At 61.4% G+C, this 26,331-nt stretch carries 28 protein-coding genes and 1 tRNA gene; 15 read left to right on the top strand and 14 right to left on the bottom strand.

Features of this window, described 5'->3' with window-relative positions:
• Nucleotides 1-100 precede the first annotated feature (100 nt).
• Complete coding sequence (locus QQK95_RS25290) at nt 101-919, top strand: AraC family transcriptional regulator (protein ID WP_284277117.1); 819 nt, start codon at nt 101-103, stop codon at nt 917-919.
• On the opposite strand, the gene QQK95_RS25295 is transcribed toward QQK95_RS25290, so the two are convergent.
• Entirely contained in the window at nt 909-1,799 is an 891-nt protein-coding gene (locus QQK95_RS25295; protein ID WP_284277118.1) for an ATP-binding protein, read from the bottom strand. The two genes, QQK95_RS25290 and QQK95_RS25295, sit on opposite strands and share 11 nt — an antisense overlap.
• A 288-nt stretch (nt 1,800-2,087) precedes the next feature.
• Between QQK95_RS25295 and yajC the strand changes: the two genes are divergently transcribed.
• The 6 genes from yajC to QQK95_RS25325 all read left to right on the top strand — a co-directional run bounded on the left by yajC (nt 2,088) and on the right by QQK95_RS25325 (nt 7,769).
• A complete protein-coding gene (gene yajC / locus QQK95_RS25300; RefSeq protein WP_010909882.1) occupies nt 2,088-2,429 on the top strand; it encodes a preprotein translocase subunit YajC in 342 nt (113 codons plus the stop codon).
• 51 nt (nt 2,430-2,480) lie between these two features.
• A complete protein-coding gene (gene secDF / locus QQK95_RS25305) occupies nt 2,481-5,030 on the top strand; it encodes a protein translocase subunit SecDF (protein WP_010909881.1) in 2,550 nt (849 codons plus the stop codon).
• Between the two features lie 26 nt (nt 5,031-5,056).
• On the top strand, nt 5,057-5,452 hold the full coding sequence (locus tag QQK95_RS25310) for an Mth938-like domain-containing protein (protein ID WP_284277119.1): 396 nt from the start codon (nt 5,057-5,059) through the stop codon (nt 5,450-5,452).
• Between the two features lies 1 nt (nt 5,453).
• Nucleotides 5,454-6,305, top strand: coding sequence for a phytoene/squalene synthase family protein (locus tag QQK95_RS25315; RefSeq protein WP_284277120.1), 852 nt, complete (start codon nt 5,454-5,456; stop codon nt 6,303-6,305).
• Nucleotides 6,306-6,384: 79 nt separating this feature from the next.
• Nucleotides 6,385-6,819 carry a hypothetical protein gene (locus tag QQK95_RS25320; RefSeq protein WP_284277121.1) on the top strand — a complete coding sequence of 145 codons (435 nt, stop codon included), beginning with the start codon at nt 6,385-6,387 and terminating at the stop codon, nt 6,817-6,819.
• Complete coding sequence (locus tag QQK95_RS25325) at nt 6,819-7,769, top strand: sterol desaturase family protein (RefSeq protein WP_284277122.1); 951 nt, start codon at nt 6,819-6,821, stop codon at nt 7,767-7,769. Before QQK95_RS25320 ends, QQK95_RS25325 begins: the two co-directional genes overlap by 1 nt.
• A gap of 11 nt (nt 7,770-7,780) precedes the next feature.
• On the opposite strand, the gene QQK95_RS25330 is transcribed toward QQK95_RS25325, so the two are convergent.
• From QQK95_RS25330 to QQK95_RS25345, 4 genes are all read right to left on the bottom strand, one after another.
• The gene (locus tag QQK95_RS25330; RefSeq protein WP_284277123.1) at nt 7,781-8,116 is read right to left on the bottom strand and encodes a type II toxin-antitoxin system ParD family antitoxin; all 336 of its coding nucleotides are present in this window, start codon (nt 8,114-8,116) and stop codon (nt 7,781-7,783) included.
• Between the two features lie 22 nt (nt 8,117-8,138).
• Nucleotides 8,139-9,548 (bottom strand): methylenetetrahydrofolate--tRNA-(uracil(54)-C(5))-methyltransferase (FADH(2)-oxidizing) TrmFO, encoded by a 1,410-nt coding sequence (gene trmFO / locus QQK95_RS25335; RefSeq protein WP_284277124.1) that lies wholly within the window; start codon nt 9,546-9,548, stop codon nt 8,139-8,141.
• A 570-nt stretch (nt 9,549-10,118) separates the two neighbouring features.
• On the bottom strand, nt 10,119-10,259 hold the full coding sequence (locus tag QQK95_RS25340) for a DUF1127 domain-containing protein (protein ID WP_019858543.1): 141 nt from the start codon (nt 10,257-10,259) through the stop codon (nt 10,119-10,121).
• A 49-nt stretch (nt 10,260-10,308) separates the two neighbouring features.
• The gene (locus QQK95_RS25345) at nt 10,309-10,449 is read right to left on the bottom strand and encodes a DUF1127 domain-containing protein (RefSeq protein WP_013531315.1); all 141 of its coding nucleotides are present in this window, start codon (nt 10,447-10,449) and stop codon (nt 10,309-10,311) included.
• A gap of 235 nt (nt 10,450-10,684) precedes the next feature.
• On the opposite strand from QQK95_RS25345, the gene QQK95_RS25350 reads away from it, so the two are divergent.
• Nucleotides 10,685-11,803, top strand: a complete 1,119-nt coding sequence (locus QQK95_RS25350; protein ID WP_284277129.1) for a DUF2157 domain-containing protein — start codon at nt 10,685-10,687, stop codon at nt 11,801-11,803.
• Complete coding sequence (locus QQK95_RS25355) at nt 11,800-12,384, top strand: GDYXXLXY domain-containing protein (RefSeq protein WP_284277130.1); 585 nt, start codon at nt 11,800-11,802, stop codon at nt 12,382-12,384. The genes QQK95_RS25350 and QQK95_RS25355 overlap by 4 nt, the downstream gene beginning before the upstream one ends.
• Nucleotides 12,385-12,489: 105 nt before the next feature.
• Here QQK95_RS25355 and QQK95_RS25360 read toward each other — a convergent pair whose 3' ends face one another.
• The gene (locus QQK95_RS25360; RefSeq protein ID WP_284277131.1) at nt 12,490-13,341 is read right to left on the bottom strand and encodes a COG3904 family protein; all 852 of its coding nucleotides are present in this window, start codon (nt 13,339-13,341) and stop codon (nt 12,490-12,492) included.
• A gap of 672 nt (nt 13,342-14,013) precedes the next feature.
• On the opposite strand from QQK95_RS25360, the gene QQK95_RS25365 reads away from it, so the two are divergent.
• Nucleotides 14,014-14,424, top strand: coding sequence for a RidA family protein (locus QQK95_RS25365; RefSeq protein WP_284277132.1), 411 nt, complete (start codon nt 14,014-14,016; stop codon nt 14,422-14,424).
• A 218-nt stretch (nt 14,425-14,642) separates the two neighbouring features.
• Here QQK95_RS25365 and QQK95_RS25370 read toward each other — a convergent pair whose 3' ends face one another.
• A complete protein-coding gene (locus QQK95_RS25370) occupies nt 14,643-15,344 on the bottom strand; it encodes a class I SAM-dependent methyltransferase (RefSeq protein ID WP_284277133.1) in 702 nt (233 codons plus the stop codon).
• Nucleotides 15,345-15,493: 149 nt separating this feature from the next.
• A tRNA-Leu gene (locus tag QQK95_RS25375) sits at nt 15,494-15,578 on the bottom strand.
• A 358-nt stretch (nt 15,579-15,936) separates the two neighbouring features.
• Between QQK95_RS25375 and tig the strand changes: the two genes are divergently transcribed.
• The 5 genes from tig (at nt 15,937) to QQK95_RS25400 (ending at nt 20,980) form a co-directional block, all read left to right on the top strand.
• Entirely contained in the window at nt 15,937-17,421 is a 1,485-nt protein-coding gene (tig, locus tag QQK95_RS25380) for a trigger factor (protein ID WP_284277134.1), read from the top strand.
• A 165-nt stretch (nt 17,422-17,586) separates the two neighbouring features.
• Nucleotides 17,587-18,111 (top strand): hypothetical protein, encoded by a 525-nt coding sequence (locus QQK95_RS25385; RefSeq protein ID WP_284277135.1) that lies wholly within the window; start codon nt 17,587-17,589, stop codon nt 18,109-18,111.
• A 152-nt stretch (nt 18,112-18,263) separates the two neighbouring features.
• Nucleotides 18,264-18,644, top strand: coding sequence for a c-type cytochrome (locus QQK95_RS25390; RefSeq protein ID WP_284277136.1), 381 nt, complete (start codon nt 18,264-18,266; stop codon nt 18,642-18,644).
• A gap of 105 nt (nt 18,645-18,749) precedes the next feature.
• Complete coding sequence (locus QQK95_RS25395) at nt 18,750-19,685, top strand: heme o synthase (RefSeq protein ID WP_284277137.1); 936 nt, start codon at nt 18,750-18,752, stop codon at nt 19,683-19,685.
• Nucleotides 19,686-20,167: 482 nt separating this feature from the next.
• A complete protein-coding gene (locus QQK95_RS25400; RefSeq protein WP_284277138.1) occupies nt 20,168-20,980 on the top strand; it encodes a DUF2189 domain-containing protein in 813 nt (270 codons plus the stop codon).
• 154 nt (nt 20,981-21,134) lie between these two features.
• Here QQK95_RS25400 and QQK95_RS25405 read toward each other — a convergent pair whose 3' ends face one another.
• The 6 genes from QQK95_RS25405 to coxB form a co-directional block, all read right to left on the bottom strand.
• A complete protein-coding gene (locus QQK95_RS25405; protein WP_010909864.1) occupies nt 21,135-21,608 on the bottom strand; it encodes an aminoacyl-tRNA deacylase in 474 nt (157 codons plus the stop codon).
• A 137-nt stretch (nt 21,609-21,745) separates the two neighbouring features.
• Nucleotides 21,746-22,147: a cytochrome C oxidase subunit IV family protein gene (locus QQK95_RS25410; protein ID WP_284277139.1), complete on the bottom strand. Its 402-nt coding sequence runs from the start codon at nt 22,145-22,147 to the stop codon at nt 21,746-21,748.
• Nucleotides 22,148-22,156: 9 nt separating this feature from the next.
• Nucleotides 22,157-22,876 (bottom strand): heme-copper oxidase subunit III family protein, encoded by a 720-nt coding sequence (locus QQK95_RS25415; protein ID WP_284277140.1) that lies wholly within the window; start codon nt 22,874-22,876, stop codon nt 22,157-22,159.
• Nucleotides 22,877-22,889: 13 nt separating this feature from the next.
• A complete protein-coding gene (locus tag QQK95_RS25420) occupies nt 22,890-23,594 on the bottom strand; it encodes a cytochrome c oxidase subunit 3 (RefSeq protein ID WP_284277141.1) in 705 nt (234 codons plus the stop codon).
• The gene (gene ctaD / locus QQK95_RS25425) at nt 23,591-25,360 is read right to left on the bottom strand and encodes a cytochrome c oxidase subunit I (RefSeq protein ID WP_284277142.1); all 1,770 of its coding nucleotides are present in this window, start codon (nt 25,358-25,360) and stop codon (nt 23,591-23,593) included. The genes QQK95_RS25420 and ctaD overlap by 4 nt, the downstream gene beginning before the upstream one ends.
• A gap of 21 nt (nt 25,361-25,381) precedes the next feature.
• Nucleotides 25,382-26,266: a cytochrome c oxidase subunit II gene (coxB, locus tag QQK95_RS25430; protein WP_284277143.1), complete on the bottom strand. Its 885-nt coding sequence runs from the start codon at nt 26,264-26,266 to the stop codon at nt 25,382-25,384.
• Nucleotides 26,267-26,331 lie beyond the last annotated feature (65 nt).

The following is a 26,331-nucleotide window of genomic DNA, read 5'->3' on the forward strand; positions in this document are numbered from 1 at the left end:
TTCCAAGCTTGATGGAGAGGCGTGCGTACAGGGTCGCGGCATTGAAAATCGCGCGGGAATTGCCAAATCTTGAACAGGTTTCGCCATGAATCGAGAGAGCATGCGTCCACAATTCGCTCCGGCCCGATCCCTATCCGACGTCGCAATGATCGCCCGGCACATTGAGGCAGGTGTCCATCGCCTGCCGATGGCGCCGCACCATCGCGTCATGGTGCATGCAAGCGCGGCGACGCGCTCCTACTGCAATCAGGTTGGGCGCTATTTCGTCAGGCGCGCTGGCGATATCGACCTGGTGCCGGCTGGCGAGGAGGGCGGTTTCGAAGCTGAAACCGCGTTCGACACGATCGAGATCGTCTTGCAGCCGGCCCTGATGGAGAGGGTAGCGGCGGAACTTGGCGGCAGGGCGCTGCTATCGCGGCTCGACACTCGCCATCTGCTTCGTGACCAGCGCATCGAGCATCTCGCTCGCGCACTCCGGAGCGATCTCGATGCCCCGAGCGGCTCCCTGTTTTCCGACAGCATTGGCGCCGCGCTGGCTGTCAGGCTGCTTGGTGTCGACGATATGGACATCGAACGAACGAACCGCTTGTCGGATACCCAGCTCAAGCGCGTCCTGGAGCATATTGAGGCTGCCCTGCACGAGCCGCTCTCGATCGATCGACTGGCCCGGATTGCCGGCGCGAGCAGCTCGCACTTGCGGACATGGTTCAAGGTGGCGACGGGCGTCACCCTCCATCGTTACGTGTTGCGACGCCGCGTCGAACGCGCGCGTGCCCTGCTGCAGCAGGGCGATCTCAGCACCAGCGAGGTCGCGGAATTGACGGGCTTCGCGCACCAGTCACATCTGGCGCATTGGATGCGCCGCGAGATTGGCCAAACGCCGCGCGACGTGCGACGGACGCGACGCCTCAATCCTTGAGCGGCTTGCCAAGCCGGCCGGCCAGATCCTGCGTGAACTGCCAGGCGACACGGCCCGAGCGGCTGCCGCGGGTCGTCGCCCATTCCAGCGCTTCCGCGCGCAGCTGCTCCGGGTCGATGTCGAGGCCATGATGGCTGGCATAGGCGTTGATCATCTCGAGATATTCGTCCTGCGAACATTTGTGGAAGCCGAGCCACAGGCCGAACCGGTCGGAGAGCGAGACCTTTTCCTCGACCGCTTCGGACGGGTTGATGGCGGTCGAGCGCTCATTGTCGATCATGTCGCGCGGCAACAAATGGCGCCGGTTCGAGGTGGCGTAGAAGATGACATTGGCCGGGCGGCCCTCGACGCCGCCTTCAAGTGCCGCCTTCAACGACTTGTAGGAGGTGTCGTCATGGTCGAAGGACAGGTCGTCGCAAAACAGGATGACGCGGAAGGGCGAGGCCTTCAGCAGACCCATCAGCTTCGGCAGCGTATCGATGTCCTCACGATGGATTTCGATCAGCTTCAGCGGCAGGTCGGATTGGGCCCCTTGTGATTTGGCCCGGGCATTGATCTCGGCATGCACGGCCTTGACCAGCGACGATTTGCCCATGCCGCGCGCACCCCACAACAGCACGTTGTTGGCGGCAAAGCCGGCTGCGAAGCGCTCGGTGTTGTCGACGAGGATGTCGCGGACGCGGTCGACGCCGCGGATCAGGCCGATGTCGACGCGGTTGACCTTGCGCACCGGTTCCAGATAGCCGGGATCCGCCTGCCAGACGAAGCAGTCGGCCTCGCCGAGGTCGGTTTCGGGCACTGGCGGCGGGGCTAGGCGGCCGACAGCCTCGATCAGGCGGTCAAGTTTCTTGTTGAGGGCGTCGATGGTGCTGTCGGTCATTTCAGGTATTTTGGCTCGTTTCCTGGGGCGGGCAGGTGGGACACGTTCGAATCCGTCGGGTTCGAAACCGGTCCCAACCTTTTGTTCGAGCGTGATCTTTTCGGTAAACCGGCTCTCGCTTTTCGCGATCATGCTCTAACACGGGCGAACAGGCCGGAAAAGCAGCCGATTTGGTCGGTCGCGCAGTTGCATTGACAACTTTACCGACTATATTCCGGCCAAATTTCAAGGGGCCGCCAAACTCCGCAGGACGGTTGGCGGCTGTTTTCAAAATTCAGGAGTACCTCGATGTTCGTGACACCGGCATACGCCCAAGGCATTGGCGGCGCCTCTCCCGATATGTTCATCAGCATTTTGCCGTTTGTCCTGATTTTTGTGATCATGTATTTTCTGATCATCCGCCCGCAGCGTACGCAGCTGAAGAAGCGCGGCGAGATGCTGGCGGCGGTCCGCCGCGGCGACACGGTCGTCACCGGCGGCGGTTTCGTCGGCAAGGTGACGAAGGTGATCGACGACAACGAGCTCGAGATCGACCTCGGCGGTGGCACCAAGGTGACGGCGCTGCGCTCGACGATCGCCGATGTGCGCGTCAAGGGCGAACCGGTCGCCAACCAGAACGCCAAGAAATAACCCAATTCAAGGCGGAGCGATCCGCGGACACGCTCTGACGGACGACGCCATATGCTGTATTTTTCGCGCTTCAAGATGATCCTGATCTGGGTGGCCGTCGCCATCACAGTGATCCTCGCCGCGCCCAATCTGTTCCCTGCCAGCACGCTGGCCCAGCTGCCCAGTTGGGTGCCGAAGCGGCAGATGACGCTTGGCCTCGACCTGCAGGGCGGTTCGCACATCCTGCTGGAGATGAACCAGAACGATCTGATCAAGGATCGGCTGGAGACGACGCGCGACGAAATCCGCACGCTGCTGCGTGACGCCAAGATCGGCTATACCGGCCTTGCCGGCACCGGGCGGACCTTGCAGGTCCGCATCACGGATCCGGCCCAGCTCGACGCCGCGAAAAAGGCGTTGAAGACCTTGACCGATCCCGTTGCCGCCGGCCTGTTTTCTGGCGGCTCCATCCAGGAAATGTCGCTGGATGATTCCGAGCCGGGCCTGCTCAAATTCACCGTCACCGATGCCGGTATCAAATACCGCACATCGACCGCATTGGCGCAATCGATCGAAGTGGTCGAGCGCCGCGTCAACGAACTCGGCACCACCGAGCCCATCGTGCAGCGGCAAGGCGACGACCGCATCCTTGTCCAGGTGCCAGGCCTGCAGGATCCGCAGCGGCTGAAGGAAATCCTCGGCCAGACCGCGAAGCTGACCTTCCAGATGGTCGACCAGTCGATGCCGGTGCAGGACGCGCTCAAGGGGCGTCCGCCCGCTGGCTCCTCGGTGCTCTATTCCCAGGACGATCCGCCGGTTCCGTATCTGATCGAAAACCGCGTCATCGTTTCGGGCGAAAACCTGGTCGACGCGCAGGCGACGTACAATTCGCAGAACAACGAGCCGGTGGTTTCATTCCGCTTCGATTCGAAGGGTGCGGCCCGCTTCGGCCAAGCGACCTCGCAGAATGTCGGCAAGCTGTTCGCCATCATCCTCGACAACCAGGTGATCTCGGCGCCGCAGATCCGTGAACCGATCCTCGGCGGCACCGGCCAGATATCAGGCAATTTCACCGCCCAGAGCGCCAACGATCTCGCCGTGCTTTTGCGTGCCGGTGCGCTGCCGGCGACACTGACGGTCATCGAGGAACGCACCGTCGGTCCGGGCCTTGGCCAGGATTCGATCCATGCCGGCAAGGTCGCCGGCATCATCGGTTCGATCCTCGTCGTCGCCTTCATGTTCGTTGCCTACGGCTTCCTCGGCTTCCTCGCCAACATCGCGCTGGCGGTGCACGTGGCGATGATCGTCGGGCTGTTGTCGCTGCTTGGGGCGACGCTGACCTTGCCCGGTATTGCCGGTATCGTGCTGACCATTGGCATGGCGGTCGATTCCAACGTGCTGATCTACGAACGTATCCGTGAAGAACGACGGGCTGGCCGCTCGGTGATCCAGGCGATCGACACCGGCTTCTCGAAGGCGCTGGCGACCATCGTCGATTCCAACGTCACGTCGCTGATCGCCACCGTGGTGCTGTTCTATCTCGGTACCGGCCCGGTGAAGGGCTTTGCCATCACCTACGCCATCGGCATCCTGACCACGGTCTTCACCGCTTTCACCTTCACGCGCCTGCTGGTGTCGATCTGGCTGCGCCGCGCTCGCCCGAAGGAACTGCCGAAGGCGCCGGTGACCTTCATTCCGCCAGGCACCAAGATCCCCTTCATGGGCATCCGCCGCTGGACGTTCGCGCTGTCGAGCTTCCTGTCGGTGCTGTCCGTGGTGCTGTTCATGACGGTCGATATCAATTACGGCATCGACTTCAAGGGCGGCTCGATGATCGAGGTGAAGTCCAAGAGCGGCGATGCCAATCTCGGCGATATCCGCGCCAGGCTGATGGAACTCAACATCGGCGAAGTGCAGGTGCAGCAGTTCGGCGCGCCGAATGACGTGCTGATCCGTGTCGGCACGCAGGATGGCGGCGAGAATGCCGAGCAGACCGTCATCGACAAGGTGCGCGGCGAGCTGCAGGACCAGTATGATTTCCGCCGCGTCGAGGTGGTGGGACCGACGGTTTCCGGCGAACTGGCCAAGCAAGGCACCATCGCCATGCTGGTCGCGCTGGTCGGCATCCTGGTCTATGTCTGGTTCCGTTTCGAATGGCAGTTCGCGGTCGGCGCCATCGTGGCGACGGTGCACGACGTGGTCATGACGCTCGGCTTCTTCGTCATTACCGGGCTCGAATTCAACCAGTCGTCGCTGGCGGCGATCCTGACCATTATCGGCTATTCGCTGAACGACACGATCGTGGTCTATGACCGCGTTCGAGAGGATCTGCGAAAATACAAGCGAATGCCGCTGCCGCAACTGTTGAACAACGCCATCAACGAGACGCTGTCGCGAACGACGCTGACCTCGGTGACGACGATCCTGGCCTTGCTGGCGCTGGTGCTGTTCGGCGGCGAAGTCATCCGCTCCTTCACCATGGCGATGCTGTTCGGCGTTGTCTTCGGCACCTATTCGTCGATCTTCATCGCCGCACCGCTGCTGATCCTGTTCAAGCTGCGGCCGCAGGCTTCGGCCGACGAGGAGAAGCCGGTCAACGGTGGCAAGGCGGTCGCGACCTGACGCGCGGCCCCGAAGGGGTGACAACAGTGGTGACCGGCAAAGGCATCGTCATCCGCGAGGCGCATTTCCCCGGCCGCGCGCCGATCGAGGCTTACGGCAATGGCGGGTTCCGTTTTGCCGACATGTCGCATCGCGGCTCGCTGCTGTGCCTGCCATCCGGCATTCATGGCTGGGAGCCGGCGGACGCTTCGGCGCTGACGGTGGCGGATTTCGAAAAGCTTCTGGCCGAGGCCGACAAGATCGAGATCCTGCTGGTCGGCATGGGCAAGGATTTGCGGCCATTGCCGGCGGCGCTGCGAGCGGCGCTGAAGGAGGCAGGTATTGCCTCCGACCCGATGTCGACCGGCGCCGCGGTGCGGACCTACAATGTCCTCCTGGCGGAAGACCGCGCCGTGGCTGCCGCACTCATCGCCGTCGGTTGATATGTCCGAAAATGCCAAAATCGTCATGGACGCGGTGCGCGCCGCCGACCATGACCGGTATCTGACGGCACTCTACGCGCCGGCCGACAAGCGCGACGCGCTGTTTTCGCTCTACGCTTTCAATGCCGAAATCGCCGGTATACGCGACCGCATTCATGAAGCGCTGCCGGGCGAGGTGCGGCTGCAATGGTGGCGTGACCTCATCGCCGCCGACAATGATGGCGCAGCCATCGGCCATCCCGTCGCCGACGCGCTGAAAGCGACAATTTCCGGCCATCACCTGCCCAAGCTGGCGTTCGACAACATGCTCGAGGCGCGCATCTTCGATCTCTATGACGATCCGATGCCGTCACGCACCGACCTGGAAGGTTATTGCGGCGAGACGGCGGCCGCACTGATCCAGCTTGCGGCAATGGTGCTCGATCCCGTCGAGGCGCCTCGCTTTGCCGAACTGGCGGGCAGGGCGGGCTGTGCGCAGGCCATGACCGGCCTCCTGCTTCTGTTGCCGCTGCACCGCAAGCGCGGGCAGTGTTTTTTCCCGGCCGACGTCCTGGCGGCGGCGGGATCGACGCCGGAGGAGTTTGTTGCCGGCGATGGCGGGCCTGGCGCGCAGCGCGCCGTGGCGGCGATGATTGCGCTCGCGCGAGAACATCTTTCCGCTTTCGAGCGGGGCGCCGCGGCGCTGCCTGTGACCTTGCGCCCGGCATTCCTGCCGTTGGCACTGTCGCGCGCCTATCTCGACAGGATGGAAGGCGCGCGCCATTCGCTGCTCGACGGCGTTGTGCGGCTGTCCGCCTTGCGCCGGCATTGGCTGCTGGTGCGGCGGGCAAGCAAGGGCTGGCCGGCACTTTGACGTAAACGTCAATCGTGCTAAGGACTCGGCCGTGCCGGGAACTGTCGCCAGAGATGACAGGCCGGCCTGGAGGAAGTCCATGAGCTTGCCCGTTCTGGTCGCGATCGTCGTCCTTGGCATTGCGCTGTCGGTTGCCGCGGTGCATTTCACCGGCGGCAGCAGGACGGCCACGCTGGCCGATCCGGATCAGGCGTTGCGGCGTTTCGCCGAGGATTTTCCCGACGAGATCGTCGCAACGGTTCGCCTGACGGCGGATGCCAAAACGGCATTCCTGGACCTTGGGCGAGGGCGCACCGGCATCGTCCACAGCATCGGCGACTGCTTCTTGACGCGGATCGTCACGGCCGCGGATGTCTCGGTGACCAGTCCCGACGAGACGAACACAATTCTGATGCGGCTGAAGGACTTCACGTGGAAGGGCGGCCACTTCCGCTTTGCCAGTGCCGGCGATGCGCAGGCCCTGCTGAAGGCTCTTGAAGCACGCCAATCAGATGCCGCTAGGGAGGCCGCGTGATGGACAGCTATGATTTTCCGCAGGTCACCCAGCTGGCCATTCCGTTCTTCGTCGCCGCTATCCTGATCGAGCTCTGGCTGGTTCGCACCGGCCGTGCCAAGGGCTCGTTCGAGACCCGCGATACGCTGACCAGCCTGATGATGGGCACCGGCAATGTCGTCGCCGGGCTGCTGCTTGGCGTGGTGTCCTACTGGGCGCTGCTATGGCTGTGGCAGTTCCGCGTCTTCAATCTCGGCCTGTCGGTCTGGGTGTTCCAAACCGCCTTCCTGCTCGATGATCTGCGCTACTATATCTATCACCGCATCGCGCACCGGGTGCGCTGGGTGTGGGCCGAGCACGTCAACCATCACTCCAGCCAGCACTACAATCTGTCGACGGCGCTCAGGCAGAGCTGGACGGGCCTGTTCACCTTCATGTTCGTGCTGCAGGCGCCTTTGGTGCTGCTCGGCTTTCACCCGGCGGTGATTGCCTTCACCTTCGGCTTCAACCTGGTCTGGCAGTTCTGGATACATACCGAGACCATCGGCAAGATGTGGGGCTGGTTCGAGTTCATCTTCAACACGCCCTCGCACCACCGCGTCCACCATGCCACCAACCCGCGCTATCTCGATGCCAACTATGCCGGCACGCTGATCATCTGGGACCGCATGTTCGGCACCTTCGTGGAGGAGTTGGAGGAGGACCGGCCGCGCTACGGCATCGTCAAGAATCTCGGCACCTTCAACCCTCTGAAGGTGGCGTTCCACGAGTGGATCGGCATGTTCAGGGATGCCTTCGCACCGGGGCTTAAGCTCAGCGATCGCATCAACTATCTGATCAAGCCGCCCGGCTGGAGCCATGACGGCTCGCGGGACACTTCGGAAAGCTTGAAGGTCGCCTATGTCAGGCGAAATCCCAGCGAAGCGGGGAAGCCGGGGCTGCCGGTGTCGGGCGCCGAGCCGGCGGAATAGCTGCTTGGCTGCTAAGAGGGCTCGCTCGAACCGCCATCGCTTTCGCGGTACTCAACGTTAAGCCGCCGAATCATCAACGCGGCTCGAATATTGCTCGGCGAATTTCTTAAGCCGGTCGCGAACCTCTCTCCAGAAAGGTTCGGTCTCGTGTCCTCGATCGAGGCCTTGACCCGCGCCCGGATCGAGGCCATCCGCTCGGCGTGCTCTTCCTCTTCGCGCCGAAAAGCGCGAAGCGCCGCGCGAATGACTTCACTGGCCGAGCCGAAGGACCCATCCTCGACTTTCTCGCGGATCATGCGCGTCATGGCAGGCGTGACGGTGACGGACAATTTTTCGGGGGATTCCATTGGGTGGCTCCCGAAGGCTTTGCTATTCCGCTGCCTCGGCCTGCGCCGGCAGCCCCAGCCATTGCCGGCAATCGCCCAGCGCGCGCGACGTGATGGCGTGCCGTTTTGCGACGGTCTTGTCCTTGCCGCGCAGGCGCTTGCCGTCGATCTTCACCGCTTCCACCGGCGGGAACAGGCCGAAATTGACATTCATCGGCTGGAAGGAGCGTTTGCCTGGCTCGTCGTCGGAAACGATGTGGCCGCCGGTGATGTGGTTGAGCAGCGCGCCGAAGGCCGTGGTGAGCGGCGGCAGGGACGGCGCATGGCCGAGCCGCTCGGCGGCGGCGAAGCGGCCGGCGAGCAGGCCGATGGCAGCACTTTCGACATAGCCCTCGCAGCCGGTGATCTGACCGGCGAAGCGCAAGCCCGGGCGCGACTTCAACTGCAGCGAGTGGTCGAGTAGCGTCGGCGAATTGATGTAGGTGTTGCGGTGCAGGCCGCCGAGGCGGGCGAAATCGGCATTTGCCAGGCCCGGAATAGTGCGGAAGATGCGAACCTGCTCGGCATGCCTGAGCTTGGTCTGGAACCCGACCATGTTGTAGAGCGTGCCCAGCGCATTGTCCTGCCGCAGCTGGACGACGGCATAGGCCTTCACCGTCGGATTGTGCGCATTGGTCAGGCCCATCGGCTTCATCGGCCCGTAGCGCAGCGTCTCGACGCCGCGTTCGGCCATGATCTCGATCGGCAGGCAGCCGTCGAAATAGGGCGTGCCTTCCCACTGCTTGAATTCGGTTTTCTCGCCGTCGATCAGCGCCTGCACGAAGGCAAGGTACTGCTCCTTGTCCATCGGACAGTTGATGTAGTCCTTGCCGGTGCCACCGGGACCGACCTTGTCGTAGCGCGACTGGAACCAGCAGGTATCCATGTCGATCGTGTCGAAATGGATGATCGGCGCGATGGCGTCGAAGAAGGCGAGCGCATCGGCGCCGGTCGCCTCGGCGATCGACTGGGCAAGCGATGGGGCGGTGAGCGGTCCCGTGGCGATGATCGCCTGGTCCCAGTCCGCCGGCGGCAGGCCGGGAACTTCCTCGCGCTGGATGGTGATCAGCGGGTGCGCCTCGAGCTTTTTCGTCACGGCGTCGGAGAAACCGTCACGGTCGACGGCGAGCGCGCCGCCGGCCGGCACCTGGTTGGCGTCGCCGGCGCTCATGATCAGCGAGCCGGCCAGCCGCATTTCGGCGTGCAGCAGGCCGACCGCGTTGTTCTCGGCGTCGTCGGAACGGAAGGAATTGGAACAGACGAGTTCGGCCAGGCCATCGGTCTTGTGCGCGTCCGTGCCGCGAACCGGGCGCATTTCATGCAGCACGACGGGAACACCGGCTTGTGCCGCCTGCCATGCGGCTTCGGAGCCGGCGAGACCGCCGCCGATGATGTGGATAGGATTTTTGCTCATGAGCGCCGAAATAATCGCTTGGGGCGGCGATTGCAATTGCCGCACGGCGGTAACGGGAATGCTTGATCGGGAAAGCCTGCCCTGAAAACAACAACACCCGCCGGGGGAGGAGGTCCGGCGGGTGTCGTTTTGGGGGTCGATCCTCGGGAGGAGGTGAAGATCGACCGTATTCGTCATCGCCGGGGAGGAGGTCGGCTTTGACGAAATCTCTTTCGCGTTTTGAAAAGGGGCGAAACCCTTTGGAGCAAAAATCGTCTTGCCCCGGGGAAACAACGCCCGCCGCGGGAGGAGGTGCGGCGGGCGCCGTTTGGTTGGCCGACCCTCGGGAGGAGGTGAAGGTCGGACCTATTCGTCATTGCCGGGGAGGAGGTCGGCTTTGACGAAATCTCTTTTGCTATCTTTCAAAAGGGGCAAAACCCTTTGGAGCAAAATTCGTTTTGCTCCGGGGAACAACGCCCGCCGCGGGAGGAGGTGCGGCGGGCGCCGTTTTGGTGGTCAACCCTCGGGAGGAGGATAAGGGCTGACCGTTCGCTGGAGGTCGGGGAGGAGGTCGACCCCAGCGAAATTCCGTTAGATCGCCCGGCGGGCGATGATCTTGATTTCGTCGCGGACGATACCGAGATCGTGCAGCTGGCGGTTCGAAAGGCGACCCAGCTCGGTAACCGTCTCGCGATATACGCGCCAGTTACGATAGTTGCGGATCAGGTTCATTGTCGTTCTCTTTTCAGAAACTTGTTCGGACCATTCGCGGTCCGAAGAATTAGACCGCCTTACGAGCGACGTAAGGAATGTCGCTGCGGCTGATGCCGAGGTCGGTCAGTTCGCGGTTGCTCAGGCGGCTCAGCTCGGACACGGTGTCCCTGTAGCGGCGCCAGTTGCGATAGTTGCGGATCAGGTTCATGGTAGTTCTCGTTTCGTCTTTCTTGCGGATCATTCCGTTTGTGTACGAACCATAAATAGGCGGGCTCATATCGATTTAAAAGCGCTATGGCTGCATGGCAGCAATGCAAATTGTGCAATGCAACATTAACGCGCCTTCACGGACCTGACACAAAGAAGCCAGAATCGGAAAGTGCCGTCGCGTCAACGGTTTGGCTGCTTCGGCTGAAAAAACGACCTAGCGGGGGAGGCAGGACATGGCGGGCTATTCGACACGGGTCAGATCCGACATTGCGCGGTGGCTTCAGGCAGGCCTGATCGACGCCGCGACGGCCGATGCACTGGCGCGTGACGTCGAGGCCAATACGCGCAAGTCACTGAGCTTCGGTTCGATCCTGGCCATGATGGCGGCCCTGCTGTTTGGGGCGGCCATCCTGATCTTCGTCGCCGCCAACTGGGACGCCATCCCGCGGCTGGCGCGGGTCGCGGCGCTGTTTGCCATCATCCTTGGCGGCTATGTCGGCGGCGCGGTGCTGAAGACGCGCGACCATGCGGCGATCGGTGAAGCGCTCTGGATCGTGGCGGCTGCTGCCTTTGGCGGTTCGATCGCGCTGATCGGCCAGATGTATCATCTGTCCGGCGACGAGGCTTCCGCGCTCGTCACCTGGGGTGCCGGTACGGCGCTGGCGGCGGTTGCGTTGCGGTCGAACCCGCTGACCGTCGCTTCGGTCGGCATCGCCGACGCCTGGCTGTTCCTGAAAGGGTTCGACTATTACAGCCGCAGCAACTTTCCGCATGCTTTTGTCGCCATGGCCATCGTGCTGTTCGCCGTCTCGTTCTGGACCCGCAGCCAGGCCGCGCGGCACCTGATCATCCTGTCGCTGCTCTTCTATCTCGTGCTGTTGGCCGGGAATCACGCGACGTTGCCGGTGGCGATCCCTCTGGTCGTCGTCTCCGCCGTGCTGTTCGCGGCTGCCGTCTTCGCACCGGAACCGGTCGACAGGATCGTGCAGCTTGGCGGCCGCTTGCCCCTGCACGCGCTGCTCGGCTTCCTAACCGGGCTCGCCATCATCCAGTTCGAACTGGCTGACGAAAGCACCTACAATAGCGGTTTCGGCATTGCCTCGGTCGTCGCGCTGGCCGGCATCGTCGCCGCCATCGTGCTGGCGGGACGGGAGAGCCGAGGCCTGCGCTGGCTTGCCTATCTCGGCTTCGCCTTCGAACTCGCCATCATCTATGTCGTGACCTTGCAGTCGATGCTCGACACAGCCGGCTTCTTCCTTGCCGCCGCGGTGCTGCTCGGCATCCTGGCGATCATCATCATCCGCGTCGAAAAACGCATGAAGGATCCGGCAACGGGAGGAGCCACGGCATGATAACCGGAAAGAAGCTTGTTATCTCGGCGCTGGTGCTGGCGCTCGTCCAGATAGGGTTCCTGAGCTGGATCATCGCCGGCCGGGCGGCGATCCTGCGCAACGGCAAGGAAGTGCTGCTGAAGATCGAACCCGTCGATCCGCGCGATCTGCTGCGCGGCGACTATATCATCCTCGGCTACGCGATTTCGCGCATTCCGGTGAAAATGATCGCCAACATTCCCGCCGGCAAATTCTCAAGCGACGATACGTCGATCGTGGTCCGGCTGAAAAAGGACGCCGACGGTTATTGGACACCGACCATTGCCTGGTTCGGCAAGGCGCCGACACCGGCCGCCGCCGACGAGGCCGATATTGCGGGCCATGTCGCCGAAGGCTGGGATCTGCGCAGCGAGGGCATGACCATCGCGCCGGACTACGGCATCGAGCGGTTCTACCTGCCGGAAGGCAAGGGGATGGCGATCCAGAACGACATGCGGGTTCGCCCGTTCGGGATAAGGCTTGCGCTTGCCAGCGACGGCACCGCGCAGATCAAGGCATTGGTCGACGGCGACAAGACGCTGTTCGAGGAACCGCTATATTAATAACGATGGATGCCGGTCCCACCGGAGGGCGCGTGTGCCGCTATACGAAATAGCCAGACAGATTTTTCGCAATTATGTTCATTGACTCAGGGAGAACTCCACGGATCAACTCCGGACTTTACTCGTCTCGGCGATGATTTTGGGATAGGGACCACTCGATATTGTGTAGCTGAAGTTTGATACGCCTTTGTCCTGCTTGTGTATCGAGGGGCTGCGCACAACCCAGTCATAGACACCCGAAACCATGCAGCGATCGTTTGCACAGGTGACCACAATGCTGTCATTGCGGACGTTATATACGCGTTCAGGCCATCGCCGGTAATAGTTCCTCTTGTCCTGAATGATTGAACTCAGGTTCGTCAGCTTGCCATAATAGTCGACCGTGCGAGCGTAGGACGCCTGAACTTGAGCAAGAGCGAAGTCGTCGTTGTCGCCATGATGCTCGATGAGGTCCTTGATGAAGGCGACCGCAGCGCTCTCCGCCTGTTGCCTTGCGTCGGGTGCAGGCACTGGCACAGGCGCTGGATCTGGCCTCGTCGACACCTGCGATGTATCCGCGGGCGATTGGTTCGCTTCGACATTGGTCACACGCAATTCTGCCATTTCGCTGGCCGATAGGTATCTTATGTCATGCTTGTCGTAGCTCGAAGCCAATTTAATCAGTTCGGGGTCCACTCCCATTTCGACCACATAGGATGTGATTGCGGCCGTTCCGAGCTGGACACGGGCCTGTGCCTCTTCTCTGGACATCCCGTCAGCCGGTTTCAACCAAGCCCGGTGAACGCCGATCGAACCTGGTTCAGCAACACGGTGGACGCCACCCAGGAAGGCCAGCGAGCAGGCTGAAGCGCACTGCAATTGGCGAAGCTGAAGCGTATCCAACCCTGCCGCGCGGATCATGCGCCCCAACCGAAGCGCGCTGCCGACGTTGCCGCCGGGGGAGTTGAATACGATCATCCGGACCCCGCTGCTCGCAACCGCGTTGCTAAAAGCGTTCAGGGGTTCATTGTCTTTGAACTCGCCGGAAACAACAAGAAACGGCTGTCGCCCTGGAGACGAAGCAGGCGTGTATTCTAGGGCCTCAACCTTACATGTTGCTGCCGCGACAATTGACCCTACCGCCAGAACTAGAGAAACTACACGCACAGCCCGACAGAGCCCCAACCTGCCTGCTGCAAGTAAGGACCTGTCAACAAACTATTTCAAGGGCCTTCTTTGAAAGTTTGATCTTATTCGGAGCGGTCATTGGCCGAAAAGAAATGACGCGGATGAAGGGACGCAAATCCCTACCCCTTTCGGCATCGGAACCTTGAATCCTGGGCGTCTAACGGTTCCGTCGCATCCGCATGCTCCGGCGACATGTGGGTGCTCCACAGCGCGCCGGCCCGGATCAATTGACAGTATGCCGTCGATTGATCAATCATCCCCGGACACCCCATGCGAGATGCACTGCGTCAGCCGTATCCATGACGTTGAGCCCAATCGGCGCCCTGGCCAGCGGGTCGTCGCCCGCAGATTCGCGGGGCCATACCGCTGATCGCCGCGCCTATTGCCGCTGTCTCTGCCATATGCCGGCGACGCGGTGATCACCAATGTCGATTTCAGCAGACAGAAGCAGGAGATTGTTCAGTGCCGCTCGAACTCATCAACCCCGATGATCTGCCAGTTCCAGAGATGTACACGCAGGTCGTCGTCGCGACGGGGTCCAAGCTGGTATTCGTCTCGGGTCAGCAGCCAGAAGACATAAACGGCAAGCTGGTCGGGCACGGTGATTTCGCGGCGCAAGCGCGCCTGGCATTCGCCAATCTCGGCCGGGCGCTCCGTGCGGCAGGCGCGCGGCCCGAGCAGGTTTGCAAGATCACGATCTACATTGTCGATTACAGGCGCGATGAACACGTTCCGATCATCGAAGAAGCGCAGATTTCGCTGTTTGGAGATCACAAACCAGCCAATGTGGTGGTCGGGGTGGCGATAATGTCCCCAGGCTACCTCATAGAAGTCGACGCGATAGCGGTCATTGACGAGGCCATCGGAAGCTAGCGTCGCCACAACTCTTTAAATCGAACGGCTTAAATCTAACGGCTTCAGGTGGCCTGCTACCCGAAGCTCGCAGAGCGAAGGGTGATGAGGATGAAGGGACTCGAACCCCACACCCTCGGCACTGGAACCCAGATCCAGGGCGTCTGCCATGGCTTGGTATCGTCGCCGCTGCGAGCGACTGCCGCGAACGGCATCCATGCGAATGGGTGACAGAATTTTCAGCTAAGCTTTCTGCGAAGCAGGCTGAAATCGACAAGGCGCAGAAGTCTTGTCTTGTCGGTCACAAGCTTGTCGAACGCCGCGTCAAAATCATCTCCGATTGCTTGCCACTCGCCCTTCAACTCGCGAACGCGTCGGGCGCGCAGCCAGTTCTTTATCTTCGCGCCAATCCCGATGGGTTTCAGAATGATGCCACAGCCGTAATCGGCATCGACGGTGAAATAGTCGAGATCCGGATTGCCCAGCACGAAATCGATGTATGCTTTGTAGGTCACGCCGCACCACTCGCCGTCGAAAAAGGAGGGATTGGCTGCAGCCCGGTGAGGGGGCAGGCAGTCATGTACCACCACCGCACCGCCAGGCGAGACCATGCGGAAAGCTTCCCTGATATCTCGCGCAGAGCATTCGTATGTGTGATGCGGATCAACGAACACAAGGTCGAACGTCTGTCCCTTCAGGCGCGCGTCCTTGAGACATGCCGCGATATCGTCGTCGGCGGAGGAGAAATCGACAGGGAGGCCATCGAGCGGCAGCTCTGTCGTCCGATACACCAGGCGCATGCAGGGCTGAAAACCCAATTGCCGTGCTTCCGCGTATCTGAAGCCAGTGGTGCTCGTGTTGATTTCAAGGTAGCTCGTGAGCCCGAAGCGAACCGAGAGCAACCCACAGATGTGCGCCTTGTTCCAGTAATCAAGCGTCATATGACCCCGCCGTTTCTTGGCGAATGGGTTGATCCCATTGCCGGCTATTCTCAGCGATCAATCAGTAGGATTCTCGACGGGCGCATGGCCGCGCGGAGGAAAGACAGTGTCAGGATCAGGAAGAGGCAGAATAAAACAGCCAAGGTCGGTGGTGCGGATGAAGGGACTCGAACCCCCACGCCTTTCGGCACTGGAACCTAAATCCAGGGCGTCTACCAGTTCCGCCACATCCGCATTGTCCGGCAATCCCATGTAGCCATCATTCTGTCAATGTCGGAGACAAGATGTCGGGTCAGGGCCGAAATGTTGGTTATTCGCCTAAACGCGAAGATGGTTGAAAATTGGGCTCGCCTGTGACAAAAGGCGTGTCGAATGTGACGGGACGCGACGATCCGCTTCTACAGAATGTGAAAAGAAGTAGGAAAAACAAGAACTTATTCACATTTTGGAACGCAGTTTGGGAGAGTTTGAGCCGTAATTTCGGTCAAATCGCCAGGTTCCGTACCAAAAGCCATTCCCGGCAAGATTATACCGGCAGGCTGTAAACGGCAGAGGCCGTGGCAGTCTCATTGGTGAAAACAAAGGTTTTACGATGCAGGTCACCGAAACGCTCAACTCCGGTCTCAAGCGCGAGATCAAGATCACCGTGCCGGCCGGTGACATGGAAGCCAAGCTGATGGCGCGGCTGTCGGACGCTCGCAACAAGGTTCGCATCAACGGCTTCCGGCCGGGCAAGGTGCCGGTGCAGCACCTGCGCAAGGTCTATGGCAAGTCGTTCATGGCCGAAGTGGTCAACGAGATCCTCAACGATTCGACCCGCTCGATCATCACGGGCCGCGGCGAAAAGGCCGCCATGCAGCCCGAGGTCATCATGACCGAGGACGAGAAGGAAGCCGAGAAGATCCTGGCCGGCGGCACCGACTTCGAGTTCCGCCTCAACTACGAGGTCATCCCGGCGATCGAGATCAAGGATTTCTCCGACATCAAGGTGACGCGTCAGGTGTTCGACGTGCCGGACGCCGAGATCGACGACCAGGTCAAGCGCGTTGCCGAATCCGCACGCAGCTATGAGCCGAAGACCGGCAAGGCCGCCGAAGGCGACCGCGTCAGCATCGACTATGTCGGCAAGATCGACGGCGAGGCCTTTGCCGGCGGCGCCGGCACCGACCAGCCGCTGGTGCTGGGCTCCAAGGAGTTCATTCCGGGCTTCGAGGACCAGCTTATCGGCACCAAGGCCGGTGACGAAAAGCAGGTCACCGTGACCTTCCCGGAAAATTACCAGGCGGCCCATCTGGCCGGCAAGGAAGCCACCTTCGACGTCACCGTCAAGGAAGTGTCGAAGCCGGGCGAACTGGAGATCAACGACGAGACCGCCAAGAACCTTGGCCTGGAATCGCTGGAGCGCCTGCGTGAGATCGTGCGCGGCCAGATCGAGAACCAGTTCGGCTCGATGACGCGCCAGAAGGTCAAGCGCCAGCTGCTCGACCAGCTAGATGCCGCCTATTCGTTCGAGGCACCGTCGAAGCTCATTGATGCCGAGTTCAACAACATCTGGGCCCAGGTCACCCGCGACCTGGAAGCCGCCGGCCGCACCTTCGCCGACGAAGAGACGACCGAGGAAGAAGCTCGCGCCGAATATCTGCGCCTTGCCGAACGCCGCGTGCGCCTCGGCCTGGTGCTGGCCGAGATCGGCGAGAAGGCCGGTGTCACCGTATCGGACGAGGAATTGCAGCGCGGTCTGTTCGAGCAGGTTCGCCGCTTTCCGGCCAACCAGCAGCAGGAAGCTTTCGAGTTCTACCGCAGCAATCCCGAGGCGCTCAATGCGCTGCGCGCGCCGATGTTCGAGGAGAAGGTGGTCGATCACCTGCTCGGCCTGATCTCGGTCACCGACGTCAAGGTCAGCAAGGAAGAACTGATGGCCGACGACGAGGACGCGGAAACCACGACCAAGGCGAAGCCCGCGAAGAAGGTCGCTGCCAAGAAGGCTGAAGCCAAGGCGAGCGAGGCAGGCGACGAGGCCGAAGAGCCGAAGAAGAAGGCCGCGCCGAAGAAAAAAGCCGCCAAGGACGCAGAATAAGTTCCCGAGCTTAAATGGAATCGACGAAGGCCGCCCTCGAGGCGGCCTTTTTCGTTGCGAAACTGCAACAGCCGATTCGCTTTGCGGGAAGCGGCACTTGGCGATACCTGGCGTTGATCATTATCTGCGCTGCTGCTGCAAACCGTGTGGTTCCTGGAGGGGGCGTTGAGCCTATTCTTCGAAACGGGGCGCGCCGTCGCCCTGGCGCTCGTTCTGGCCTTTGCCTGTGATCTCGCCCAAGCCGACGCGCTTGCGGGCGAGTGGCGCTTCGGCACGGACGACGACGGCCTTGTTACCGCTTCGCTTCATGGCACCAACAAGCTGATCACGGGCGGCGGCGCCTTGAGCTACAGCCCGGTGCTGACCATTGCCTGCCGGGCCGACGGCGAACCGCGCTGGACCGAATGGCTGCAGTTGAATGACGGGGTTTCGGCCAGCCGCAAGATCACCATGTCGGTCACCGTCGACGGCGGCGGCAAGTTCGACGAGAGCTGGTCGGTCGGGTCACGCGGGCGAATGCTGGTGCGCGACGGCGCCGACGGCATCAAGCGCCTTGTTCCCGCAAGCCGCCTGTCGCTTTCCTGGCGGTTCGGCTTGTTGTCAGGCCGCGGCCAGGCGGATTTCGACCTTGCGGGCCTCGAAGAGGCGGTCGAGCAGATCGCCGGAAGCTGCCGGACCGATCCGCCTTGAGCGCGCCCGGGTTCTAAACCTCCGCAATGCTTGGCTTTTTCTATCCTTCGCCTGGATTCCATGGTATGTAAGTACCGCAATTCCACTGGGCAGAGATATTTTGCCCGGGCGCGATCGTCCGAGGCATGAATGGCGGTCAGGGAGGAAATGCCATGCGCGCTATAGCGTTTTTCGCCGCTGTCTCCGTTACGATCTTCATCACGCATCCGTCGCAGGCACAGGATGCCGCGGCTGGTGAGAAGGTCTTCACCAAATGCCAAGTCTGCCACATCGTAAACGAGGACAAGAACAAGATCGGTCCATCGCTGCACGGCGTCATCGGCCGCACGGCCGGTACGCATCCGGATTTTAAATATTCCGATGCCATGATCGCGGCCGGCAAATCCGGCGTCAAATGGGACGAGCCAACGCTGACGACCTACCTTCACGATCCCAAGGCCATGGTCAAAGGCACCAAGATGACGTTTCCCGGCCTCAAGAACGATGCAGACGTGGCCAACGTCATTGCCTATCTGAAAACCTTCTCCAAGTGACCTGGCTCCTCCGCCATCCGTCCAACGTCCTGTTCTACCGTGACCCTATCCGGATCAAAGGACAGTGTGGCCCAGCTTGCCTGATACCAACGGTGGTCGTCCGAGATGTCGACTAGGGAAAGCCGCCTCAAGGATACCGCCATCCGCCTCTCGGAAGCGACGGCGGCCGATTTCTTCGCGCTTTTGAAGCCGCGGGTCATGGCGCTTGCCGTATTCACCGCGTTCGTCGGCCTGGTGGTGGCGCCTGGCGCGATGAATCCCGTCATCGCCGTGATCGCAATCGGTGCGATTGCGATCGGAGCGGGCGCGGCCGGGGCCCTCAACATGTGGTACGACGCCGACATCGACGCGCTGATGTCGCGCACATCAAAGCGGCCGATTCCGTCGGGCCGCGTCACGCCGGGCGAAGCTCTCGGCTTCGGCCTTGTGCTTTCCGCGCTCTCGGTCATGACACTCGGCGTATTGGTAGGCTGGCTTGCCGCATCGCTGCTGGCCTTCACAATCTTCTTCTACATCGTCATCTACACGATGTGGCTGAAGCGCTCGACGCCGCAGAACATCGTCATCGGCGGCGCGGCTGGTGCCCTTCCTCCTGTCATTGGCTGGGCCGCCGCGACTGGCGCCGTCGGCGTTGAAAGCCTCATCCTGTTTCTGATCATCTTTCTGTGGACGCCGCCGCATTTCTGGGCGCTGGCGCTGTTCAAGGTTGGCGACTACGCCGCCGCCGGCATTCCGATGATGCCGAATGTGGCCGGCCCTGCTTCGACGCGTAGGCAGATCCTTGCCTATGCTTTGCTCCTGGCGCCGGTCGGCGTGCTGCCTTGGCTCTTCGGATTCGCCAGCGGCTACTACGGAATCGCCTCGGCCGCATTGGGCGCCGGTTTCATCTGGCATTCCTGGAAGGTTCTGGCCGCTTCCGAAACGGAGCTGAAACCCGCCAAGGCGCTGTTTGCCTATTCGATCCTCTATCTTTTCGCGATCTTCGCCGCGCTGCTTGCCGACACCATTGCCATGCGCGCGCTGATCCCAACCGGGGTTTGAGCGCAGATCGCCATCCGCGAGCCGCTCTGGCGGGTCGGCAAGTGCCGTAGCGAAGACGCTGCAGTGCTGTCACGAGGGCAGCGCACAGAATCCCAGCAACAGCAGAATGATTATGCCAAGGCCGAGTATGAGAAGCGTCCTTGCGTCCATGACCTTCGCCTTCGACCCAGTGCATGGTCCTGAAGATCGGGATCGGCTCTGCTTCGCCGATTTCCGGCTCGCAAAGGACCATGCGCCAATCCAAGTGGTCCAGCATCATTGCGTGCCCAAAACGGACACGTAGCGCGGCATGAGCATATCGAAGAAGGGCCTCCGGAGCCAGCGGTGCAACTCGGGGGCCTGTCCGTGCCGACAACGGGCGACAAGCCTCTCACAAGAGAGTATATTGGCAGCGGTGCAGGTCGCGGTTTTGCGTGGCCAGTCCCGCAGACGGCAGCACCGCTAAATCGCGACCTTTCCGGACCCGGTCTGGAGGAACGGTCATGGCAAGCTTTCATGTGATAGCAGGCGCCAGCGAGACGCTGGAACATACCAAAATTCGAAAAATCGCTGTTTCCGACCTTTTTGACGCGCTCAAGCGGGGCGTCGATGATTTCATGGTCAAACCGTCGCATATCATCTTTCTCTGCCTGATCTATCCACTCGTGGGCGTCGTGCTCGCCGCCTGGACTTCAGGCGCCAATGCTTTGCCGTTGTTGTTTCCGCTGGTTTCCGGTTTTGCGCTGGTTGGCCCATTCGCGGCGATTGGACTCTATGAAATCAGCCGTAGACGGGAAGCCGGACTCGACACCTCCTGGAGGCACGCTTTCGAGGTCAGGAATTCTCCAGCGCTGCCGGCCATCGCCGCGGTAGGGATCATGCTGTTCGCAATCTTCATCACGTGGCTTTTGACGGCGAAGATGTTCTACGAGTATCTTTTCGGCCCGGCTCCGCCGGAATCGATATCCAGCTTCATCAACGCGATATTTGCCACCGGACGCGGCTGGACGCTGATCATACTGGGGCACGCCATCGGCTTTGTCTTTGCCGTGGTGGTGTTGTGCACGACGGTCGTCGCTTTCCCATTGTTGCTCGACCGCGATGTCGGCGCCTATGAAGCGATCCACACCTCGGTGCGCGTGGTCCTGGCGAACCCCATCGTGATGGCTGTCTGGGGGCTGATCGTCGCCGCCGGGCTGATCATCGGCTCGCTGCCGGTGTTCGTCGGGCTCGCCGTCGTGTTGCCGATCCTTGGCCACGCCACCTGGCATGTCTACCGCAAGGTTGTCGAGCCGCCAGCCAGACCGGCGCGCTGAGGACGTCTGCCTCACCGCACCGGCCAGAGCATTTTACCGTTTCACGGAAACGGCAAAATGCTCTATCTCTTTGTTTTAACGCAATCCGGACGGAAAACCGATCACACTTTTCCTGGAATTGCTCAGGGTGCCGGAGCGGGTTTGATCGAAGCCGTCAGTAAGCCCGGTGACTGAAGCGGGCGCGGTATGCGCCCATCGTCAGGTTGCGGAAATCCTCGCCGCTGACATGCACGAGCGTTCTGTGGTCGCCGCCTTCGAAGTAAATGTCGGCGGCATCACCAAGGCTTTCGTCGACAATCACCGGCACATCGTAAGGTGCGCCGATCGGCGGGATGGCGCCGGTGTCGCAATCGGCGAAGAGCGAGGTCACCTCGTCTTCGGAGGCTAGTCCGAGACGCTTGTCCATGACGCTCTGCAATGTGCCGAGCTCGATCCTGTGGGTGCTGGGAACCACGGCCAGCGCATAGCCGAGTTCGTGGTGAACAACGACCGATTTGGCCACTATGCTGCCGGGTACATGCGCCGCAATGGCGGACTGTCTGCTGGTGGACGTGCGATGGTGGGCGACTGTGTCGTATGAAACTCCCTTCTCGTCGATAAAGTCCTTCAGTCTGGTTGCGATCGTCATCTTGGCCTCCCTTTGCCGGAGTTCGCGATGCGTGGGGAAACGAGGGCAATCACTCTCCTTATGTCGTTTCCGGTACTAAATGGACAAGCTGCCGATGGTTCGAGTCGTGGCGGCAAGATCTGAATGCGGTTTGTGCGTCAGGGTCCGGCTCCGAAAAATGCCAGCCGGGTGAGAAGCGTGTAGTCGGCTTCAAAGACCATCATTGTCACGAACACCAGCACCAGTATCGGCGGCAGGATGATCGCATAGGCCAGCGCCAGCCGTTCCCAGGCCATATGCATGAAGACGGCGACGATCAGCCCTGCCTTGAGGATCATGAAGATCAGGATCAGCGACCATCTGAGATAGCCGTGGAGGCCGAAATAATCGACCAGGTAGGAGCAGGTGCTGAGGATGAACAGCCACGCCCAGACCACCAGATAGAGCTTGATCGGATGTTCCTGATGCGCGTCGGCACGGGCGACGGCCGCCGGCGCCTCATGTGCGTGACCAGCATGAAGTGTGTGTTGTCCGAGGCCGTTTGCGGTTGCTTCAGCCATGTCTGCCTCTCACCAAAGATAGAAGAAAGCGAAGATGAACACCCAGACCAGGTCGACGAAGTGCCAGTACAGCCCCATGATCTCGACGTTCTCGTAGCGGCCCGTGCGGCTGGTGAAGAAGCCGCGCCGTCCGGTGTCGTAATCTCCGCGCCAGACCTTGCGCGCCACGATGATCAGGAAGATCACACCGATCGTCACATGGGTTCCATGGAAACCGGTGATCATGAAGAAGCACGAACCGAATTGCGCGGCACCCCAGGGATTGCCCCAGGGCCGTACCCCTTCAGTGATCAGCTTGGTCCATTCGAAGGCTTGCATGCCGACAAAGGTCGCGCCGAGCGCCGCGGTCAAAAGCATGAGGATTGCTGTCTTGCGGCGGTCGCGGCGGTAGCCGAAATTGACCGCCATGGCCATTGTTCCGCTGCTTGAGATCAGCACGAAGGTCATGATGGCAATAAGGATCAGCGGGATCTCCGAGCCGCCGATACGCAGAGCGAAGACCTTGCTCGGATTGGGCCACGGCACGCGTGTCGAAATGCGCGCGGTCATGTAGGAGAGCAGGAAGCAACCGAAGATGAAGGTGTCGCTGAGCAGGAAGATCCACATCATGGCCTTGCCCCAGGACACGTTCTTGAACGCGCGCTGATCCGAGGACCAATCGGCGGCAATGCCTTGCCAGCCCGTGGGCCGTGGCTCCGTCTGGCCGATATTCGTCAGTGTCTCTCCCATCCGCTTGATCCCCTTAGGTCAGCAACTGCCGGCAAATGTCGATGAACGTCGCGGCCCAGCCGGCCAGCAGCGCGAAGATGGCAAGCCAGACGAAAAGCAGGAAATGCCAGTACATGGCGCATAGTTCCACGCCGAGGCGAAGCCGTTCCGGCCGCGTTCCAGTCCAGGCGCTCGTGGTGGTCCTGCCCAGGCCGACCAGCCCTCCCAACACGTGCAGGCCATGCATGCCGGTTATCAGGTAGAAGAAACTGTTTGCCGGATTGGAGGCCAGGAAATAACCGTCGGCGGTCAGCTGCCGCCATGCCATGAACTGTCCGACCAGGAAGGCGAACGCAGTGAGCCCGGCCGTGGCGAGGCCGAGCCTGACGGTGTCGATCTGGCCCCTGCGCGCGGCAACCGAGGTGCATTGCAGGGCCACGCTGCTCAGGACCAGCACGCCGGTGTTGAGCCAGAGCAGACGCGGCAGGGGCAACGGCTGCCAGTCCGGCACCGCCATCCGCATGAAGTAGGCACTGGTGAAGAGCGCGAACAGGCAGCCGACGACCGCTAGGAAAACGCCGAGGCCGATCTTGGCGGTTGGCAGGGCCGACCGATCGAGGCCGACAAGGTCACCGGCCAGACCTTGCTCGAGCCATGGCTTCGTCATCAGCCCCTGGTGCGAAAGCCACCATCCGGCAAAACCGGCAATGACAAGCAGGAAGACCAGGATGACGCTCATGCCGGCTCCCTTGAGGGACCGAAGGAGCCCGGCATGTTCTGCGGGATGAAGTCCTCCTTGGCGCCCGGTACGCTGTAATCATAAGCCCAGCGATAGACGATCGGCAGGTCCTTGCCGAAATTGCCGTGGGCCGGCGGTGTTTGCGGCGTCTGCCATTCGAGGGTCGTGGCCCGCCACGGATTGCCGCCGGCCTCGCGGCCATGGCGGACGCTCCAGATCAGGTTGAACAGAAACACCATCTGGGCGAAACCGACGATGAACGCCATGACGCTGATGAACGAGTTCAGGTGATGGGCCGACTCCGTCATGATCGTCATGTCTGTCAGTTCAGCATAGCGTCGCGGCACGCCCATCAGGCCGAGGTAGTGCATGGGGAAGAAAATCAGGTAGGCGCCGAGGAAGGTGACCCAGAAATGGAACCGGCCCAGCGTTTCGTTGAGCATCCGGCCGGTGACCTTCGGGTACCAATGGTAGATCGCGCCAAAGACCACGAGGATCGGGGCGACGCCCATGACCATATGGAAATGGGCGACGACGAACATTGTGTCGGATAGCGGAACATCGACGACGACATTGCCGAGGAACAGGCCGGTCAGCCCGCCATTAACGAAGGTGACGATGAAGGCCAGGGCGAACAGCATTGGTATGGTGAGATGGATGTCGCCGCGCCACAGGGTCAGCACCCAATTGTAGACCTTGATGGCGGTGGGGATGGCGATGATCAGCGTCGTGGTGGCGAAGAAGAAGCCAAAATAGGGGTGCATGCCGCTGACATACATGTGGTGCGCCCAGACCACGAAACTGAGCGCGCCAATGCCGACGATGGCCCAGACCATCATCCGGTAGCCGAAGATGTTCTTGCGCGCATGGGTGCTGATCAGGTCGGATACGATGCCGAAGGCCGGCAGCGCCACGATGTAGACCTCGGGATGGCCGAAGAACCAGAACAGGTGCTGGAACAGGATCGGGCTGCCGCCATTGTGCGGCAGTTGCTCGCCCATCTCGGAAATCGCCGGCATGAAGAAGCTGGTGCCCAGGACGCGGTCGAGCAGCATCATCACGCTGGCGACGAACAGCGCCGGAAAGGCGAGCAGCGCCATGACGGTCGCGGTGAAGATGCCCCAGACGGTCAACGGCAGGCGCATCATTGTCATGCCGCGCGTGCGGCCCTGCAGCACGGTCACCACATAGTTCAGGCCACCCATCGTGAAGCCGATGATGAACAGGATCAGCGAGGAGAGCATCAGGATGATGCCCCAGTCCTGGCCGCCTGGCGTCCCGCTCATGATGGCCTGCGGCGGGTAGAGCGTCCAGCCGGCCCCCGTCGGTCCGCCGGGTGCGAAGAAGCTCGACACCAGAACCAGCACGGCGAGCAGGTAGATCCAGTAGCTCAGCATGTTGACATAGGGGAAGACCATGTCACGCGCGCCGACCATCAAGGGGATCAGATAGTTGCCAAAGCCGCCGAGGAAGAGGGCGGTGAGCAGGTAGATCACCATGATCATGCCGTGCATGGTGATGAACTGGTAGTAGGCTTCCGGGGTGATGAAGTCGAACGTACCGGGAAAGCCAAGCTGAAGTCGCATCAGCCAGGACAGCACCAGGGCGACCAGGCCGATTGCCGTTGCCGTCGCCGAATACTGGACGGCGATGACCTTGGCGTCCTGCGAGAAGACGTATTTGGTCCACCAACTGTGCGGATGGTAGAGTTCCACTTCCGCGACTTCGGCCGGCGGGATGCCATCTGCAGGCGTGATGTCGACCATAGGAACACCTCCGTGTCCTTTTCAGCGAGACCCGACCGTTTCGAGCCTTGCTGCAATTTCGGGACCCGGCGCCGCCGTCTGTCCCGTCCTGTCGTCTGCCGAGCCCGTTTTCTGGGGGGCCGACAATTGTGCAAAAGTCTGCTGCTGGCCGAGCCAGGCCACATAATCTTCCTGGGTATCGACCATGACGACGCCATGCATCATCGGATGTCCCTGGCCACAAAGTTCGGCGCACAGGACCTGGAAGGTTCCGGTCCTGGTCGGGGTGAACCAGAAATAGGTCACCGAGCCCGGGATCATGTCCATCTTGGCGCGGAATTCCGGCACATAGAAATCATGCAGCACATCGATGGAGCGGAGCAGCATCTTGACCGGTTTGCCGACCGGCAGATGCAGATCGGCCGCTTCGACCACGACATCGTCCTGACCATTGGGATCGCTGGGGATGACCCCTAGCGGATTGTCGGCACTGACATCGCGCGTTTCTGATGTGCCGAGCTTGCCGTCCTTGCCGGGCAGGCGGAAACTCCACTGCCATTGCTGGCCAATGACCTCGACCTCTGTCGCGTCGCTTGGAACCGTAACAAACCGGCTCCAGACGAACAGGCCGGGAACCAGCAACGCCGTGACCCCAACGGCGGTGACGATCGTCAGCCACGATTCGAGCCGCTTGTTCTCTGGTTCGTACGCCGCGCGATTGCCTTCCCGATGACGGAAGCGGAACACGCAATAGGCCATGAAAAGCACGACGGTGGCGAAGACGACGCCAGTGATCCAGAAGGTGATGATGATGGTGTTGTCGATATAGGCCCAGTTCGAGGCAATCGGCGTCCACCACCATGGGCTCAGGAGGTGAAACAACACTGAGCCCACAACGATCAAAACGAGTACAAGCGCTACGGCCATGTCCCGTTCCTCCGGCATTCGAGGGAGAGCGAGGCCGCCCCCAAGAAACACCAGCTGCATCATAG

This window comes from Mesorhizobium huakuii (assembly GCF_030160235.1).
GTDB lineage: Bacteria > Pseudomonadota > Alphaproteobacteria > Rhizobiales > Rhizobiaceae > Mesorhizobium > Mesorhizobium huakuii.